We start from the raw sequence: 13,190 nt of genomic DNA on the forward strand, positions 1-13,190 counted from the left end.
ACCACGCCGTTGCTGGCCATGATTGGTGGTTGGGGCAAACTCATGGCGGTTAATTGCGCTATTGGCAACGAAAAACATCCTGCCGCTAGCTCGCCAGGTATGCCTCGACCTGGGCCGCGCGCTGGGGGTCAGACGACGCGCCCGCCGCCGCCGAGCGCAAATGTCCGGCAAATCGCTGCAATGCCGCTTCCATCGCGCGCAACTCCGCGGTGACCGGACGATCCGCGGCCTGCCGGCGCGCCAGTGCGCCGGCCAGGTTGTGGCGAATCAACGTCAGTTGGGCTTCCGCAAAATCCAGGCAGCGCTCCCGGCTGCGCGGCGAGGCTCCCGCCAGCAAGGCCAGCGCCGGAACCAGCGACAGCGTGCGGGTATCCGCCGTGGGCACGGCCGCGATGCCGCCCGGCGCCGCCAGCAACTCAGGCAGCAGCCAGCGGAACAACTGCGTGCCCCACACCGCCTTTTCTTGCGCTTCGTTGCCACGGCGGCGGTTCAGGGCGTCGGCATAGGCCGGATCGGTCACGCGGCCGCCGCGCACCAGTTCGCGATAGCCCTCGCGCGGACCGGCTGCGATGCAGTCGGCGCCGATATAGCCATGACCGGCCCGCCGCTTCTCCAGCAGCACCGATTGCAGCGCATCGGGAGTCCATGCATCGAGCGGCACCAGGGCGCAGGTCGACGGCCGGCTGGTATGAATGGTGCATCCATTGTCATCGCCCAAAGCGGGGCAGCGGTTCAGCGACGGATAGTCCAGCCCCTGCACCGCCAGCATCAGGTAATCGCCGCCGGGCAGCGCATGGCCCAGCCTGCTGGCAAGCGCAGCGGCGTCGGCTGCGTGGGCATTGCCGGCGGGCTGCATGCGGCGCATGCCGAGCGCGCCGACAAAGCGGTCCTGGTGCCGGAACAGTTCGGCCAGGGTCAGCTGCGGCGGCGAATTGCAGCACTTGCCGCAGGCGCTGCAGTGAAACGACACCACTGATGACGCCACGGCACGGATGTCTTGCTGTGTCACCATGGCCGTCGCACCGAATCGTTGAAGCGGGTCAGGATGACCCGCTTTACCGGATCGGAGTGCAGGCTGCGTACGGTGGCGGCCACCCAAGGTGCCTGGCGGTCCTGCGCGCGCACCGCCAGCACATTGGCGAACGGCACGCGCGCGTCCTCCATGCCGATGGCGTCGCGCGCGGGCGACAGCCCTGCTGCCGCGGCAGCATCGAACGGCAGCGCCACCAGCGTGGTGCCGGCAAGCGCCCCGGCCAGCCGCGCCTGCACCAGGCGCTGGAACTTCAGGTGGCGCGGGTTGGCCCGGATGTCGGCCAGGCGCGGCTGCAGTCCTGCCGCAGTATCCAGCCGGATCAGCCCGTAGTGATGCATCAGCAGCAAGGCGCGGCCCTGCCCTTCAGCCTCCGCAGGCAATGCCACGGTCGATCCTGCGGGCAACTCCGCCAGCCGCGCCGCGGTGCGCGAATAGAGACCCGTTGGGTAGGTCACGGTATGGACCACCGCAATCAGTGCGCTGCCTTGCGTGCGCGCCAGCGCCGGTGCGTGCTGCGCGATGCTGGCGTCGACGCGCCCGGCGGCCAGCGCGGCCCCGGCCTGCGTGCCATTGGCGAAGCGCACCGGCTCGATACGCACGCCGTCCTGCAGTGCGGTGGCCTGTGCCGCGGCCAGCAGTTCGGCATCGGCATCGCGCGCCACGCCGATCCGCACGCGGCGCTCTGCTCGCGCATCGGCGGCTTTTGCCAGCGCCATCAGCGCCAGGCCGGCCAGCAATACCTGTCGTCGTTCAACCATCGCGCAGCACCGTCCTGAAGCCGATATGCGATGTGGGCAGGTCGCTTTCGGCCGGCTCGCGCGCCGACGCGCGGTAGCGCACGCAAAAGTCCGGCGCGCACAGGAACGAGCCTCCCTTGATGACCGCACTGCGTGCCGCCCGGTGCCGGCCGGCAACCGCCGCGGTATCGCCATTGGCATGCGACTGCCGCGGCCCGGTGTAGGGGTCGGCGGTCCATTCCCAGGCATTGGCGATCATGTCGTACAACGCCAGGCCATTCGGCGCATAGCATCCCACCGGCGCCAGCCCGGCAAAGCCGTCGCGCGAGCTGTTGAGCACCGGGAACACCCCTTGCCAGTAGTTTGCCGTGGGCGTGCCTGCGGCCGTTTGCGGCGCGGTTTCCAGCGCGGCATCGCTGCGGCCGGCCTTGGCCGCGAACTCCCATTCGTCCTCGGTTGGCAGCTCGCGCCCCAGCCAGCGCGCGTAGGCCAGCGCATCGGCCTGGGTCACCAGCGTGACTGGCTCGCCGGCGCGTGCTTGCCAGCCGTCGCTGCCCGCTTCCTGCCCGGCCGCGCGGCCTAGCGGATGACGCCAGTCGGCGCCACGCACCATCGACCACCACGCATACGGGCGCGCGCGCAGCTCGGCATCGGTGGGCGGGTGGAACACCACGGCTGCGCCCTGGCGCTCGGCATCGGTGACATAGCCGGTGGCCTGGACGAAGGCGGCGAACTGCGCCACCGTGACCTCGGTCTGGTCGATCCAGAACGGGCGCACGCGGACCTTGCCCGCCGGGCGCTCGTCCGGGTAGCCCAGCGTCGTGCCCGGCACGAACTCGCCACCGGCGACGCGCACCATGCCGGCAGTGCGCGACCTGCCCCAGCCTTGCGGTAGCCCGGCATACGCCTTGCACTGCTGCGGCGTGCCTAGTTGCGCGCCAGGCACCGTGCCGACGGCAGGCACGGCCAGGGTCGCCGCCAGCCCGCCGGCGAAGGCCAGCGCCGCGACCGCCGCCAGCGCCGGCACGCGACAGGGTTTTGCCTTGTGCGTCATGCCTGCCCCGGTCAGTAGATCATGCCCGGGACCTTGGGCAGCACCGCGCCGACCCTGGTCGCGTAGTCGTTCCACTTGGCCTTCAGGTCCGCCAGCACGTCAGGCCGCTGTGCCGCCAGGTCGTTGGTCTCGCCGCGGTCCCCGCGAATGTCGTACAACGTCCATTCGCCATGCGCCGGCCCGAACGGCGGCTCGATCCACACCGCCTTCCAGTTGTCGCTGTAGACATGGGGGCGGCCGTACAGCTCATCGGCAAAGGTGGTACGGCCAGTGGTCTCGCTCTTGCCCTGCAGCGTCGGCAATAGCGACACGCCGGTGATCGGGTAGACATTGCGGCCGTCATACACGACCTTGCCAGCATTGCGGTCCACGCCCTTGCTGTCATACAGCGGCGCTGCAGGCGTCGACGGCGCGCTGATGCCCGCCAGGTCCAGGAAGGTCGGCGCCAGGTCAACCACGTGGGTGAAGGCCGCCACCTTGGGCTGTGCCGTAGCCGGTGCCGCGCCCGGCAGCTTGACGATGGTCGGCACCGAATGGCCGCCCTCCGACGGGAACGACTTCCACAGCTTGAACGGCGTGCTGCTGACTTCAGCCCAGCGCTGGCCGTAGTCCAGGTTGGCGCGGCCCTTGTAGGCGGGCGTGCCCAGGGTCGGGAACACCGCGGGATCGGCATTGCGCAGGTTGTACGACTGGTCGTAGTTGCCGCCGAACTCGTAGTAGCTGGCCTCGGCGCCATTGTCGGACTGGAACACGATCAGCGTGTTGTCGTATTCGCCGATGTCCTTGAGGTGCTGCAGCACCCGGCCGACGTTGTCGTCCAGGTTCTCGACCATGGCCGCATAGATTTCCATGTAGCGCGCCTGCGCCTTCTTCTCGTCCGCGCTCAGGCTGTCCCACTTCTTGTTGGCGTTCATCACGCGCGTATCCACGCCGCCCTGCGCCACGCTGCGCGTGGCCGACACATAGCTGGCCTGCGCCGTGCCCCAGTTGGGCGTGGCCGGCGTGACTGCCAGGGTCTCGTCGCGGCCAGGGTTGGGCGTGAAGTCAGCCGGGATCAGGCCCAGCGCCTTCTGGCGCGCCAGCCGCGCGGCGCGGATGGGCTCGTAGCCAGCGTCGTACACGCCCTTGTAGCGGTCGAGGTAGGCGGCCGGCGCCTGCAGCGGCGAATGCGGGGCCTGGTAGGTCAGGTAGGCGAAGAACGGCTTGCCGTCGGCATTCTTGCCGGTGCGGGAATCGATGTAGCGCAGGATCGTGCTGGTATAGAAGTCGGTCGAATAAAAATTGGTGGTGTTGGGCGTGACGTAGTGGTCGTCTTCCACATAGGCGGTCGAACCATTGCGGCCGAAATGATCGCCGCCGCCGCCCAGCAGCGCATAGCTCTTCTCGAAGCCCCACGACACCGGGGTCTGGCCCGGTGCCGTGGTGCCGACTGCCGTGCCCTGGTTCGTGGCATTGGGCAGGCCGCTGCCCAGGTGCCACTTGCCGGCCATGTAGGTATGGTACCCGCCGTCCCGGAGCAGCTGCGCGATCGACAGCGCGCGGTCGTTCAGGTAGCCCTCGTAGCCGGGAACGGGCTTGCCGTTCTCGTCGATGTAGTTGGCGTCGGTATTGGCCATGGTGCCCTGGCCGACCAGGTGGTGGTCGGTGCCCGAGATGATCATCGAACGCGTGACCGCGCACACCGACGCGGTGTGGTGGTTGGCCAGCAGCCGGCCATCGCGCACCAGCTGGTCCAGGTTGGGCGTGCGGATCTCGCTGCCGAAAGCGCCCAGGTCCGAGTAGCCGAGGTCGTCAGCCATGATGAACAGGATATTGGGGCGCCGTGCCGCCCGCGGCTCGGTGGTGGACGGCGTGCCGGCGTCGGCCGCCGGCGGGTTGTCATCGCTGCCGCAGCCAGTGGCCAGCGTCAGCACGCCCAGGCACACGGCGGCCAGCAGGCGGCGCCTTGGGGCGCGGCGGGAGATTCGAAGGGACGCTGCTCTGGTTGTTGTCATACGCCTGTCTCGCTTCAGTAGGATGGCTCGGGAAGAAGCCATGCTAAGAATGCGACACGGGTCACAGAACGAATGGTTTCGCATATGCTTTTGCGCGGGACAACCAGGACAGGGCTGGCAAGGGCCGGCGGGATCTATCACGCCAGCGTGATAACCAGGATGCACACCCGCACGCCGGGCGTCGGCGCCCTCCGGCCCTGCCCGGCGGCCCGCATGCCGCCTATGCTTTGCTCAGGACAACGGACAGAAAAGGGAGACCAGCGCAGCCATGGACAAGACAGCCTTCGTATTTGCCGGCGGCGGCAGCCTGGGCGCAATCCAGGTCGGCATGCTGCGCGAGCTGGCGGCGTGGGGCGTGATGCCCGATATCGTGATCGGCGCCTCGGCCGGCGCCATCAACGGCGCCTACTTTGCCTGCAATCCGGGCGTGGCCGGCGCGCAGCGCCTTGACGCGCTGTGGCGCGGCATCCGGCGCACGGACATCATGCCGTGGGGCTGGCGCAGCGTCTGGAACATGTTCGGCGGCAGCCGCGGCCACCTGGTGGAAGCTACCGGATTGCGCACCCTGCTGGCGCGCCATTTCGGGCCGCGCCACCTGGAGGCGGCGGAACTGCCGCTGCACGTGGTGGCCACCGACATGCAGAGCGGCGACGAGGTGGTGTTGTCCAGCGGCAGCATCGTCGAGGCGGTGCTGGCCAGCGCCGCCATCCCCGGCGTGTTCCCGCCGGTGCAGGTGGCGGGCCGCACCCTGATCGACGGCGGCGTGGCCAACAACACGCCGGTGTCCACCGCGGTCGGCCTGGGCGCCACGCGCGTGATCGTACTGCCGGCGGGCTTTACCTGCGCCGAGCGCCGCCCACCGCGCGGCGCGCTGGAGCACGCCTTCAACGCGCTTTCGCTACTGGTGGCGCGCCAGTTGGTGCATGACCTGCAGCACTTCGCCAACCAGGCTCAGATCAGCGTGGTGCCGCCGCTATGCCCGCTCGATATCTCCCCCTACGACTACTCCCGCTGCGGCGAGCTGATGGACCGCGCCGCCGCCACCACGGCTGAGTGGCTGCGCGGCAAGGGCCTGGATAGCCCGCGCATACCCAGTGCCCTCACCCCGCATTCGCACGACGAAACGGCGCCGAGCTGCAGTACCGACATGCCGGCGGCAGCGCCCCACTGACGCGGCTGGATCACGGCCGCCAGTCCACCGCAGGGACACAGCCGTTGGCCCGGATCGAGGCGCCGCCGTCCCCCGGGACGGCGAGCCCGCCCCCGCGCCATTGCTACAATCCGGCCCATGCCCAGCCAAGCCGAACGCAGCGCCAGTACTCGCCAGTCCCTGATCGACGCCGCCGCGACCCTGCTCATCGAGCAAGGCTACGCAGCCTTTTCCGAAGCGCGCGTGTGCGAGCTTGCGGGCACCAGCCGCGGCTCGCTGCGCCACCACTTTCCGGAAGGGCGCTACGACCTGCTGCCGGCGATGCTGCACTCCCTGCTGGAGCGCGAAGCGGCCCGCCTGGCCGCGCTCGGGCCGCTGAGCCCGTCACTGCGCCTGCACCTGATGCTGCATGTGCTGGCCAACCGGCCGCAGCGGCATGCCTCGCTTGCGATCCTGGAGGTGTGGATGGCAACGCGCGGCGACATTCGCCTCGCCCGCGCCGTGCATGGGCCGCTGGCGGCGGTGCCACAGGGGCTGTTCGGGCAGCCGCCGGACGCGCCACCCCAGCCGGAATGGCTGGCGCTGCGTTGCTTCCTGCATGGCGCCACCTTGCACAGCTTCGCGCCGGACTACGACGCGCAGCAGCTGTCCGAGGCCGTGCGCTGGCTGATTGCGCAACTGCCGCGGCCCGACGGCCTGGACGCAGTGCTGGCCCGCATGCAGGCCCAGCCGCGCTAGCCCACGCGCTCAAGGCAGGCGCGCCAGCAGCCGGTCATGCAGGGCAGGCGGCAACGCCAGGCGCCCCTTGCGGCCCGGCGCAGCCGGGTCGAACACCACGGCCTGCCCGTCCCAGGTGAGCCGCACCGGCCCGGCACTGGTGAAGGTGCGATGGGCCAGCACCTGGTTGCGTTCCACGCCGTAGATCCGCAGCAAGATGCGCTCGCCGCCCAGGTAGCAGTATTCGGCGGCATAACGGGCCGCGGCGTCCACCGCGGGCAGCCGGCGGCAATTGTGCGCGCCGGCCCGCTCGCTGGCGCCGTGCCCGTAGACGATCGCGGTCCAGATACCGCCCACCGCCAGCACCCGCCCGGTGCTGACCAGCATCATCTGCCGCGCACGCGCCCTGCGCCCGTGCGGCGACGCCATGACATAGGCCACCGCGCGGAACGCGGCCAGCCCCAGCAGCAGCAGGGCTACCGCAGCCAGGTGGAAATAGAACGCCGATTCCGGCATCGATGCCATGACCTGGGCCATTACCGCCCTCCTTCCCCGGAAATCCGGCTGCCGCTGAAACCAGGCAGCCGCCCGCATGCGCCATTCAATCAGTCCCGAATAAAATCAATCGGCACGATTTATTCTCGACAAATATAATGCCCGCCTTTATTTACACAGGATAATCAAGCGCCGCGCTGGCGCCAATTCGGTATATTCCCGCTCCGCTATTTTTTAGGGGGTTTGGCCGCGCTATTATTATGCCGCAGCCAGGCGGGTCAGCAGGCTGAGCAGCCGTGCCACCGTCGACGCCACGATCGTCGCCAGCGCAGCGGCCATGGCCGCATCGCCATCGCGGGCGGCATGCTCCAGCCGTTGCGCCATCAGCCGCAGTCCATGGCAATCGACATAGTGCGCGGAAGCCTTGAGCCGGTGGGCGACGCCCCGCACCGTATCCAGGTCGCCCCCCGCCGCGCGCAGTTGCGCGAGGTCGTCCCGGGTCGAGGTCACCAGGGCCTGCAACAGTTCGTCGGCAAACACCGGATTGCCAAAGGTCTGCCTGGCAATGGCCGGGGCAATGCCCGCGGCCTCGCGCGCGGACAGCGCCACGTAGTGCTGGCTGGCCAGCATGGCCAGCAGCGCCGCTTCGGTCAACGGCGCGCGCAGGCTGGCCAGCGCGGCCCTTGCGCCGGTGACCGTCGGCGCCGCGTCGGCCGGCAGCACCACGGCGCACACCGCGCCACGGGCGCACCATGCCTGCATCGTTGGGGAAGGCATCGCGGCGGCAGCATCCGCGATGAGCAGGTCGCAATCGGCGTCGATGCCGGCCACGGGCGCGCGCAAGCCTGTCTGTACCGCAAAGCCGAGACCGCGCAGGATCCGGGCGGCATCCGCGACCCAGTCCGAATTGCCGGGCGGCGCCAGCAACAGCGCGCCGGGGCGGGACTGCGCTTCGGCGGCGTCCACGCTATCCCACCGCAATATGGTGGCGCCGCGCAAAATCGATGAGATCGACGATCGATCTTGCGCCCAGCTTTTCCATGACCCGGGTCTTGTGCGTGCTTACCGTCTTGTTGGAAATAAACAGGACCTGACCGATTTCCTTGTTCGACATGCCCTTGGCAAGCATCTGCATGACCACCAGTTCCTTGTCCGAAAGCGTGGCGAGGCGCTCGGCTTCGTCAGCCAGCCCGGACTTGCCGTGGTCGATCTCCGGCATGACCGTATAGCCCGCCAGCACGGACTCCGTGCAACGCACGATTTCGGCCAGTTCCTGCGTCTTGCTGACAAAGCCATGCGCACCGGCCTGGCGCGCACGGGGCGCAAAAGCGTTCTGGTCCTGGCCCGAGATGACCAGGATGCGCACCGCGGGATGACTGGCCTTGAGGCGCGGAATCACGTCCAGCCCGTTGATCTTCGGGATGTCGAGATCCAGGATGACCACGTCGGGCAGGTATTGCCGCACGATCTCGATGGCTGCCTGGCCGTTGTCGGCCTCGAGCACGTGGGTCACGCCCAGCACCTGGGAAAAGTGCGTCTTCAGTACGGCGCGCACGGGCGGGTGGTCATCGACGATCAGGATGGTGGTCAAGCTTGTACTCCATTGCAAACATCGCGTTTTCGGCGCGACCAGGCACATCATTTTGCTCAGCCTTTGCGCCATTCGAAACCCGAAATTTCCGAGGCCCCGGTGGTTTCTTCCGAAAACGTCGGGCGTTTCGCTGCGCTGCCCCCGTCCATGTGATGCCCGGCCGGCGTGCCGGAAAATGGGCGCTGCGGTCATGCTTGCGGAGCCCGGCAAAGCGCGGCCCAGATTGTGTTCGATATGGGACGCCACGGGCGGCGCGGCGCCTGTGATTTCGAAATTTCCCTATCAATTTCAGATTCGTCCTAATGAGAAGGCCGGCCCGCCCTCCTAGAGTGAAGGCACTTCACTGACCTTGCCAACCCGCTTGCCGTTCCGCCCGCCTTCCTTCGCCGCCTCGCCCCGCACTGCCAAGCGCTTGCTACGTGCCGTTGGCATTCTCCTGCCACCCGCCGCGCGCGCGCGCCGTTTCGTGACCCAGGGGCGCCGCCTCGCCTGTGCCGCGGCGTTGTTTGCCGGTCTTTCGCTGTGCGGCGCCGCCGCGCTGCCGGTGGCCGCCGTGCCAGCCTCCGACACCACCGGCGCCATCTCCGCGCCGTCGATCGCGCCGCCGCGGCAGTGGCTCCCGGACTGGTCCACTGCGCTGTTGTGCGTGGTCACGCCGTGCCTGCTGCTCTGGATCGCGGCGCTGTACCGCGAGGTGCGCCGGCGCCGGGCCGCCGAACTTGCGCTGCAAGACAACGTCGCCATCCAGTCGGCGCTGCTCGACGGCATTCCCCAGCCGGTCTACTTGCGCGACGCCGCGCTGCGGCTCATCGCCTGCAACCGCAGTTATGAAGAACTGTTGGGCGCCTCGCGCGACACGCTGCGCGGGCAACCGCTGGAAGCCGCCTTGCAGGCACATCCGCTTGCGGTTGACATGGCGGAACTCGCGCGCGACTACCTCACCGTCATCGAATCCGGCCAGCCGCTGCTCAAGGACCGGTGCCTGCGCCTGGGCGATGGCACCCGGCATGTGCTGAACTGGCTTACGCCACTGCGGGGCGCCGACGGCACCATCAAGGGCCTGGCCGGCGGCTGCGTGGACCTGACCGAGCGCCACGAGATGCTGGCCGAACTGGCCCAGGCCAAGACCGCGGCCGAGGCTGCCAACCACGCCAAGTCCACCTTCCTCGCGTCGGTGAGCCACGAGATCCGCACGCCGATGAACGCCATCACCGGCATGCTCGAGTTGACCCTGGCAAGCGGCCAGCTGCCTGATGACCAGCGGCTGCAACTGGTTACCGCGCACAAGTCGGCGCTGGGCCTGCTGGCGCTGATCGACGACATCCTCGACCTGTCCAAGCTGGAGGCGGGCAAGTTCAGCATCCACCAGGCACCGGCGTCGCTGCCCGGGCTGGTCGAAGACACCCTGCTGATCTTCCGAGCGGTGGCCGCGCAAAAAGCCTTGCCCTTGACCAGCGGGACCAGTGCGGCACTGGCGCCGGTGCACCAGGTCGATCCGCTGCGGTTCCGGCAAATCCTGGCCAACCTGGTGTCAAATGCGGTGCGCTTTACCGACCGCGGCACGGTGCATGTGCGGCTGGATGCACAGCCGCCCTGCGACGGCGTACAACAGATCATGCTGAGCGTCACCGACACCGGCGTCGGCATTCCCGCCGAGGCCCAGGCCCGCCTGTTCGAGCCGTTCGAGCAAGTCCACGACCGCCATCGCCTCCACGTGGGCGGCACCGGGCTGGGCCTCGCCATCTGCCGGCGCCTGGCCGGTGCCATGGGCGGGCGCATCACGCTGACCAGCCAGCCGGGCCGGGGCACGCGCGTGGTGGTATCGCTGCCGCTGGCCGTCGCCAGCGCGGCGCCGCCGGCCGATCCGGCGCCACCGTTGCCGATGGCAGGTTGCGCGCGGCGCGAGGCCAGCATCCTGGTCATCGATGACCACGCGCCCAACCGCCTGCTGCTGCAGCGCCAGCTTGAACACCTGGGCCACCGCGTGAGCACCGCATGCGACGGCCGCGAAGCACTGGCCACGCTGGACCGTGCCAGCTTCGACCTGATCGTCTGCGACTGCGCCATGCCGGTCATGGACGGCCTCGCCTTCACGCGCGCGGTGCGGGCCCGCCATGATGCCCATCGCCGCGTGCCCATCGTCGGCTGCACCGCCAGTGCCGTTGCCGGCGACCACGCCGTGGCCCTGGCGGCGGGCATGAACGCCGTGGTGGTCAAGCCGGTGGGCCTGCAGGCACTGGATGCCGCAGTGTCGCAAGCCTGCAGCGGCAGGCCACGGCCCTCCACGGCATCGACTCCGGAACCCGAGGCGCCCCGTCAGGACGTCGCCGCGTCGACCGCCAAAGTCAGTGGGGACAGTTCCCGCTGCCAGGCCGGACCCGGCGCGCGGGCCTCGTGGTGCGCGGTCTGCCGCGCAATGAACGTGCAGTGCGACCGCATTGACCTGCCCGACGACTGACCAGCCGCTTCAAGGCTCCATCGGGACCGCGCTGGTGCACTTGATCTCGTCTAGGCACACACTCGACTTCACGCCGCTGACGCCGGGGATGCGCATCAGCGTATCCAGCAGGAAGTCGGACAGCGATTTCAGGTCACGGGCAACCACCTTCAGCACGTAATCGATATCGCCGGTCACCGAGAAGCACTCCTGGATCTGCGCGAGTTCCGCCACCAGGCGCTTGAAGTTGGACAGGTCGCGGATATGCCCGCGCTCCATCGTCACATGGATAAAGGCGACCACACCGAAGCCCAGCGCCGCGGCGTCCAGGCGCGCCTCATAGCGCTTGACCAGCCCGGCTTCCTCCAGCCGGCGGTGGCGCCGCAAGGTCTGCGCCGGCGACAGCGCGATGGCCTCGGCCAGTTCCAGGTTGGATGCCCGCCCGTTTTCCTGCAGCACCCCGAGCAAGCGGCGATCGGTGCGGTCCAGCTCGATTGATTGCACTTCGGTTTCCTCATTTCAGGGTTTCAAGCAATCAAATTTCATAATCTAGGGTTTCCCTGCCTGTTTTACGAAATCCAATTTTGCCGTCCCGAATATACACTGCATCCCAAGCAAGCGCACCGGAAGCCCATGCTGTCATGGCTCTGGCGCCGAGCCGGCTGGCCCCGGCGCGACTGCGCAAGCAAGTGCTGAAGCCACAATATTATTTCCCGCCCCTACGTTCTTACCGAGAAAGCCATGGCCGACCTGTTTGACAACCCGATGCAGCTGATGGGCTTCGAATTCGTGGAATTCGCCTCGCCCACCCCCAATGTGCTCGAGCCGCTGTTCGAGCAGATGGGCTTCACGCTGGTGGCAAAGCACCGTTCCAAGGACGTGGTGCTGTACCGCCAGGGCGAAGTGAACTTCATCGTCAACCGCGAGCCGCACAGCCACGCCGCCTACTTTGCCGCCGAGCACGGCCCCAGCGCCTGCGGCATGGCTTTCCGCGTCAAGGACTCGCACAAGGCCTATGCCCGCGCGCTGGAACTGGGCGCGCAGCCGGTCGAGATCCCGACCGGCCCGATGGAACTGCGCCTGCCCGCGATCAAGGGCATCGGCGGCGCGCCGCTGTACCTGATCGACCGCTTCGAGGAAGGCAAGTCGATCTATGACATCGACTTCGAGTTCATCGAGGGCGTCGACCGCCATCCGGTCGGCCACGGCCTCAAGCTGATCGACCACCTGACCCACAACGTCTACCGTGGCCGCATGGCTTATTGGGCCAATTTCTACGAAAAGCTGTTCAATTTCCGCGAAATCCGCTACTTCGACATCCAGGGCGAGTACACCGGCCTGGCCTCCAAGGCCATGACGGCGCCGGATGGTAAAATCCGCATTCCGCTGAACGAGGAATCGTCCAAGGGCGCCGGCCAGATCGAAGAGTTCCTGATGGCCTTCAACGGCGAGGGCATCCAGCACATCGCCTTCCTGACCGACAACCTGATCGAAGTCATCGACCGCCTGCAACTGGCCGGTGTGCCGCTGATGACCGCGCCGAACGACTACTACTACGAGGCGCTCGACACCCGCCTGCCCGGCCACGGCCAGCCGGTCGAGCAACTGAAGTCGCGCGGCATCCTGCTTGACGGCACCACCGAAGGCGGCAAGCCCCGCCTGCTGCTGCAGATCTTCTCCAAGACCGCGCTTGGCCCGGTGTTCTTCGAGTTTATCCAGCGCCAGGGCGACGAAGGCTTCGGCGAAGGCAACTTCAAGGCACTGTTCGAGTCGCTGGAACGCGACCAGATCGAACGCGGCACGCTCAAGGTCGAGGCCTGACCGGCAGCGGCCTTTCCGGACCGGCCGCCTTTGACGGCGCGCCGGCCCCGGAAAACGCGCACACCCCGGCGCGGCAGTGACCCTGCCGCGCGGGCGGTGACGACCCCCAGGCCCAAGCGTCCGACTCAGACAACAGCCAGAGACGCGGGCCCGCATTCCAT

12 protein-coding genes are annotated in these 13,190 nt (G+C 68.2%); 4 read left to right on the forward strand and 8 right to left on the reverse strand.

From position 1 onward, the window contains the following. Nucleotides 1-85: 85 nt before the first annotated feature. From ACOCMH_RS10180 to ACOCMH_RS10195, 4 genes are read right to left on the reverse strand one after another with little or no spacing between them, the layout of a single operon-like run. Entirely contained in the window at nt 86-1,012 is a 927-nt protein-coding gene (locus tag ACOCMH_RS10180) for a YkgJ family cysteine cluster protein (protein WP_427306857.1), read from the reverse strand. Beyond that, nucleotides 1,006-1,791, reverse strand: a complete 786-nt coding sequence (locus ACOCMH_RS10185) for a MetQ/NlpA family lipoprotein (RefSeq protein WP_427306858.1) — start codon at nt 1,789-1,791, stop codon at nt 1,006-1,008. Before ACOCMH_RS10185 ends, ACOCMH_RS10180 begins: the two co-directional genes overlap by 7 nt. Then, nucleotides 1,784-2,824: a formylglycine-generating enzyme family protein gene (locus ACOCMH_RS10190; RefSeq protein ID WP_427306859.1), complete on the reverse strand. Its 1,041-nt coding sequence runs from the start codon at nt 2,822-2,824 to the stop codon at nt 1,784-1,786. The genes ACOCMH_RS10185 and ACOCMH_RS10190 overlap by 8 nt, the downstream gene beginning before the upstream one ends. Before the next feature lie 11 nt (nt 2,825-2,835). Beyond that, a complete protein-coding gene (locus ACOCMH_RS10195) occupies nt 2,836-4,818 on the reverse strand; it encodes an arylsulfatase (RefSeq protein ID WP_427306860.1) in 1,983 nt (660 codons plus the stop codon). Between the two features lie 268 nt (nt 4,819-5,086). Between ACOCMH_RS10195 and ACOCMH_RS10200 the strand changes: the two genes are divergently transcribed. Beyond that, nucleotides 5,087-5,989 carry a patatin-like phospholipase family protein gene (locus tag ACOCMH_RS10200; RefSeq protein WP_427306861.1) on the forward strand — a complete coding sequence of 301 codons (903 nt, stop codon included), beginning with the start codon at nt 5,087-5,089 and terminating at the stop codon, nt 5,987-5,989. 117 nt (nt 5,990-6,106) lie between these two features. Then, nucleotides 6,107-6,706 carry a TetR/AcrR family transcriptional regulator gene (locus tag ACOCMH_RS10205; protein ID WP_427306862.1) on the forward strand — a complete coding sequence of 200 codons (600 nt, stop codon included), beginning with the start codon at nt 6,107-6,109 and terminating at the stop codon, nt 6,704-6,706. A 9-nt stretch (nt 6,707-6,715) separates the two neighbouring features. On the opposite strand, the gene ACOCMH_RS10210 is transcribed toward ACOCMH_RS10205, so the two are convergent. The 3 genes from ACOCMH_RS10210 to ACOCMH_RS10220 all read right to left on the reverse strand — a co-directional run bounded on the left by ACOCMH_RS10210 (nt 6,716) and on the right by ACOCMH_RS10220 (nt 8,771). Further along, nucleotides 6,716-7,222 carry a hypothetical protein gene (locus ACOCMH_RS10210; protein WP_427306863.1) on the reverse strand — a complete coding sequence of 169 codons (507 nt, stop codon included), beginning with the start codon at nt 7,220-7,222 and terminating at the stop codon, nt 6,716-6,718. Between the two features lie 216 nt (nt 7,223-7,438). After that, the gene (locus ACOCMH_RS10215) at nt 7,439-8,146 is read right to left on the reverse strand and encodes an Hpt domain-containing protein (protein WP_427306864.1); all 708 of its coding nucleotides are present in this window, start codon (nt 8,144-8,146) and stop codon (nt 7,439-7,441) included. A 1-nt stretch (nt 8,147) separates the two neighbouring features. Then, nucleotides 8,148-8,771, reverse strand: coding sequence for a response regulator (locus tag ACOCMH_RS10220; RefSeq protein WP_427306865.1), 624 nt, complete (start codon nt 8,769-8,771; stop codon nt 8,148-8,150). A gap of 412 nt (nt 8,772-9,183) precedes the next feature. On the opposite strand from ACOCMH_RS10220, the gene ACOCMH_RS10225 reads away from it, so the two are divergent. After that, nucleotides 9,184-11,229 (forward strand): ATP-binding protein, encoded by a 2,046-nt coding sequence (locus ACOCMH_RS10225; protein WP_427306866.1) that lies wholly within the window; start codon nt 9,184-9,186, stop codon nt 11,227-11,229. Between the two features lie 9 nt (nt 11,230-11,238). Here ACOCMH_RS10225 and ACOCMH_RS10230 read toward each other — a convergent pair whose 3' ends face one another. Continuing rightward, complete coding sequence (locus ACOCMH_RS10230) at nt 11,239-11,712, reverse strand: Lrp/AsnC family transcriptional regulator (RefSeq protein ID WP_025581629.1); 474 nt, start codon at nt 11,710-11,712, stop codon at nt 11,239-11,241. 237 nt (nt 11,713-11,949) lie between these two features. Between ACOCMH_RS10230 and hppD the strand changes: the two genes are divergently transcribed. Continuing rightward, complete coding sequence (gene hppD, locus ACOCMH_RS10235; RefSeq protein ID WP_427306867.1) at nt 11,950-13,029, forward strand: 4-hydroxyphenylpyruvate dioxygenase; 1,080 nt, start codon at nt 11,950-11,952, stop codon at nt 13,027-13,029. The last annotated feature ends 161 nt before the right edge of the window (nt 13,030-13,190 follow it).

It is taken from the genome of Cupriavidus sp. H39 (genome assembly GCF_050271075.1).
Taxonomy (GTDB): Bacteria; Pseudomonadota; Gammaproteobacteria; order Burkholderiales; family Burkholderiaceae; genus Cupriavidus; species Cupriavidus necator_B.

Bases quoted from the DNA above. Each gene is read 5' to 3' on its own strand.
- ACOCMH_RS10180 (WP_427306857.1), bottom strand. From the start codon at position 1,012: ATGGTGACACAGCAAGACATCCGTGCCGTGGCGTCATCAGTGGTGTCG.
- ACOCMH_RS10185 (WP_427306858.1), bottom strand. From the start codon at position 1,791: ATGGTTGAACGACGACAGGTATTGCTGGCCGGCCTGGCGCTGATGGCG.
- ACOCMH_RS10190 (WP_427306859.1), bottom strand. From the start codon at position 2,824: ATGACGCACAAGGCAAAACCCTGTCGCGTGCCGGCGCTGGCGGCGGTC.
- ACOCMH_RS10195 (WP_427306860.1), bottom strand. From the start codon at position 4,818: ATGACAACAACCAGAGCAGCGTCCCTTCGAATCTCCCGCCGCGCCCCA.
- ACOCMH_RS10200 (WP_427306861.1), top strand. From the start codon at position 5,087: ATGGACAAGACAGCCTTCGTATTTGCCGGCGGCGGCAGCCTGGGCGCA.
- ACOCMH_RS10205 (WP_427306862.1), top strand. From the start codon at position 6,107: ATGCCCAGCCAAGCCGAACGCAGCGCCAGTACTCGCCAGTCCCTGATC.
- ACOCMH_RS10210 (WP_427306863.1), bottom strand. From the start codon at position 7,222: ATGGCCCAGGTCATGGCATCGATGCCGGAATCGGCGTTCTATTTCCAC.
- hppD (WP_427306867.1), top strand. From the start codon at position 11,950: ATGGCCGACCTGTTTGACAACCCGATGCAGCTGATGGGCTTCGAATTC.